This window comes from Marinitoga hydrogenitolerans DSM 16785, assembly GCF_900129175.1.
Taxonomy (GTDB): domain Bacteria; phylum Thermotogota; class Thermotogae; order Petrotogales; family Petrotogaceae; genus Marinitoga; species Marinitoga hydrogenitolerans.
This window is the reverse complement of record NZ_FQUI01000076.1, coordinates 1-3,105: the sequence shown is the minus strand read 5'-3', so window position 1 is coordinate 3,105 and position 3,105 is coordinate 1. Positions and strand designations below refer to the sequence as shown.

Sequence of the window (3,105 nt, the reverse complement as noted above, 5' to 3'; positions counted from 1 at the left end):
CCACCAGCTCATTGACAAGTGCATAGTGAAAGATAAGGTCAAGGTAAAAAGGGCTTACGGAGGATGCCTAGGCGACGGGAGGCGAAGAAGGACGTGGCAAGCTGCGAAAAGCCACGGGGAGCTGCAAGCGAGCGAAGATCCGTGGATATCCGAATGGGGCAACCCAAAAATCCCGAAAGGGAGGCGAACCCGGGGAAGGGAAACATCTTAGTACCCGGAGGAAAAGAAATCGAAAGAGATTCCCTGAGTAGTGGCGAGCGAAAGGGGAGGAGCCCAAACCAGTTAGGTGTAAAAGGGTGCAGCCGTTGCCTAACTGGGGTAGCGGGAAGTAATCGGAGCCAACTGCATGAGGCTCGGGCTGAAATTTGGTATAGCCGAAGTATCTGGGAAGGTACACCGAAGAGGGTGAAAGTCCCGTAGGCGAAATACCGAATGGAAGTCTGGATTACTCTCCCAAGTAGCGTGGGACACGAGGAATCCTGCGTGAATCAGGGTGGACCACCATCCAAGGCTAAATACTACCCGTCGACCGATAGCGGAAAAGTACCGTGAGGGAAAGGTGAAAAGGACCCCGGGAGGGGAGTGAAAGAGAACCTGAAACCGTAAGCCTACAAGAAGTGGGAGCGCTTAGGCGTGACCGCGTGCCTTTTGATTAATGTGCCCACGAATTGCATGTACTGGCGAGGATAAGCCGAGAGAGGCGGATCCGAAGTGAAAGCGAGCCTGAAAAGGGCGAGGAGTCAGTATATGCAGACCCGAAGCCAGGTGAGCTATCCATGGGCAGGGTGAAGTTGCGGTGAAACGCAATGGAGGCCCGAACCGGTATGCAGTGAAACGCATTCGGATGACCTGTGGATAGGGGTGAAAAGCCAACCGAACCTGGTGATAGCTGGATCTCCCCGAAACGTGTGTAGGCACGGCCTCGTTAAAGAGTATAGGGGGTAGAGCACTGATAGGCGTAGGGGGGTAACCTCCGAAACTTGTCAAACTCCGAATACCTATACTCAATTAACGGGAGACAGACTGTGGGGGAAAAGCTCCATGGTCGAGAGGGAAACAGCCCAGACCGCCAGCTAAGGGCTCGAAGAGACAGCTAAGTGTGAAAGGTAGTGGACTGCCAGAGACAGCCGGGATGTTGGCTTAGAAGCAGCCATCATTAAAAGAGTGCGTAACAGCTCACCGGTTGAGGCGGACTGCGCCGAAAATGTAAGGAGGCTAAAGCTGTACTCCGAAGCTGCGGAATCTGCGGATTGGTAGGGGAGCGTTGTGCAGTAGGGAGAAGGTAATTTGTGAGGATTACTGGACGAAGCACAAGAGCGGATGTGGGCATGAGTAACGAGAGGAAGGTGAGAATCCTTCCCCCCGAAAGCCCAAGGGTACCTGGGGAAGGGTCGTCCGCCCAGGGTAAGCCGGGACCTAAGGTGAATCCGAAAGGAGTAACCGATGGAAAACGGGTAAAAAATCCCGTGCCATACATACACTGTTAAGATAAGAGGGGTGACGCAGAAGGTGAAGCCTCGTGAGCAAGTGGCAAGCTCATCCAATCGCAAAGGCCTGAGAAGGACCTAGGGAAATCCGGGACTGGAGGCTGAAGCGTGACGGGGAGGACGAAAGTCCAACGAGGTCACAGCCAGGCTGCCAAGAAAAACCTCGCTTATCGGTGTAAGTATGCCCGTTCCGAAAACCGACACAGGTGGGTGAGCTGAGAAGGCTAAGGGGAGCAGGCTAACCTCCGCTAAGGAACTCGGCAAAATAGCCCCGTAACTTCGGGAGAAGGGGTGCTCCTTGATGTGGGCAACTGCATTGGGGAGTCGCAGTGACAAGGTCCAGGCGACTGTTTACCAAAAACACAGGACTCTGCGAACTCGAAAAGAGGACGTATAGGGTCTGACGCCTGCCCAGTGCCGGAAGGTTAAGGGGAGTGCTGAGAGGTACGAACCGAAGCCCCGGTAAACGGCGGCCGTAACTATAACGGTCCTAAGGTAGCGAAATTCCTTGTCGGGTAAGTTCCGACCTGCATGAATGGCGTAACGATTTGGACACTGTCTCAGCGGAGGGCCTGGTGAAATTACAGACTGGGTGAAGATGCCCAGTACCCGCAGTTAGACGGAAAGACCCCGTGGAGTTTTACTGTAGCCTGACATTGTAATTTGTCATGGTATGTACAGGATAGGTGGGAGGCAGAGAAACCTGCTCGCAAGGGTAGGTGGAGCCGCCGGTGGGATACCACCCTTATCATGATGGATTACTAACCATTGAGTGTGAAGAGCACTGATGGGACAGTGTTAGGTGGGCAGTTTGACTGGGGCGGTCGCCTCCTAAAGAGTAACGGAGGTGCGCGAAGGTAGGCTCATGTGGGTTGGAAATCCACAGGAGAGTGTAAAGGCAAAAGCCTGCCTGACTGCGAGACTGACAGGTCGAGCAGGGTGGAAACACGGTCTTAGTGACCCGGCGGATCCGAGTGGAAGGGCCGTCGATCAACGGATAAAAGTTACCCCGGGGATAACAGGCTTATCGCGCTCAAGAGTTCATATCGACGGCGCGGATTGGCACCTCGATGTCGACTCATCGCATCCTGGGGCTGAAGTAGGTCCCAAGGGTTGGGCTGTTCGCCCATTAAAGCGGTACGTGAGTTGGGTTCAGAACGTCGTGAGACAGTTCGGTCCCTATCTGCTGCGGGCGTAGGAAACTTGAGGGGGGTCACACCTAGTACGAGAGGACCGGTGTGAGGGTACCGCTAGTGAATCAGCTGTTCCGCCAGGAGCAGGAGCTGAGTAGCTATGTACCTGACCGATAACCGCTGAAAGCATCTAAGCGGGAAACGGGCCCCGAGATGAGGTTTCCCACTCTTCGGAGTTAAGGGCAGTTCGAGACTAGGACGTAGATAGGCCGGAGGTGTAAGTACAGTGATGTATTGAGCCGACCGGTACTAATAGCCCGAGGCCTTGACCTTATTAAGTAACTATGCACATGTGAATGAGTATTGAGGGGTGCAGAAACCAGATATGGAAACACGCGGATCCATACCGAACCCGACCGTTAAGCATATCTGGGCCGATGGTAGTATGGGAAATCCATGCGAGAGTAGGTAGCGCCCCTCTTTTT

Annotated in this window: 2 rRNA genes; both read left to right on the top strand. The window is 54.1% G+C overall.

From position 1 onward, the window contains the following. Positions 1–36: 36 nt before the first annotated feature. Positions 37–2,953 (top strand): 23S ribosomal RNA (locus BUA62_RS11185). 33 nt (positions 2,954–2,986) lie between these two features. Further along, positions 2,987–3,100 (top strand): 5S ribosomal RNA (rrf, locus tag BUA62_RS11180). Positions 3,101–3,105: the final 5 nt, after the last annotated feature.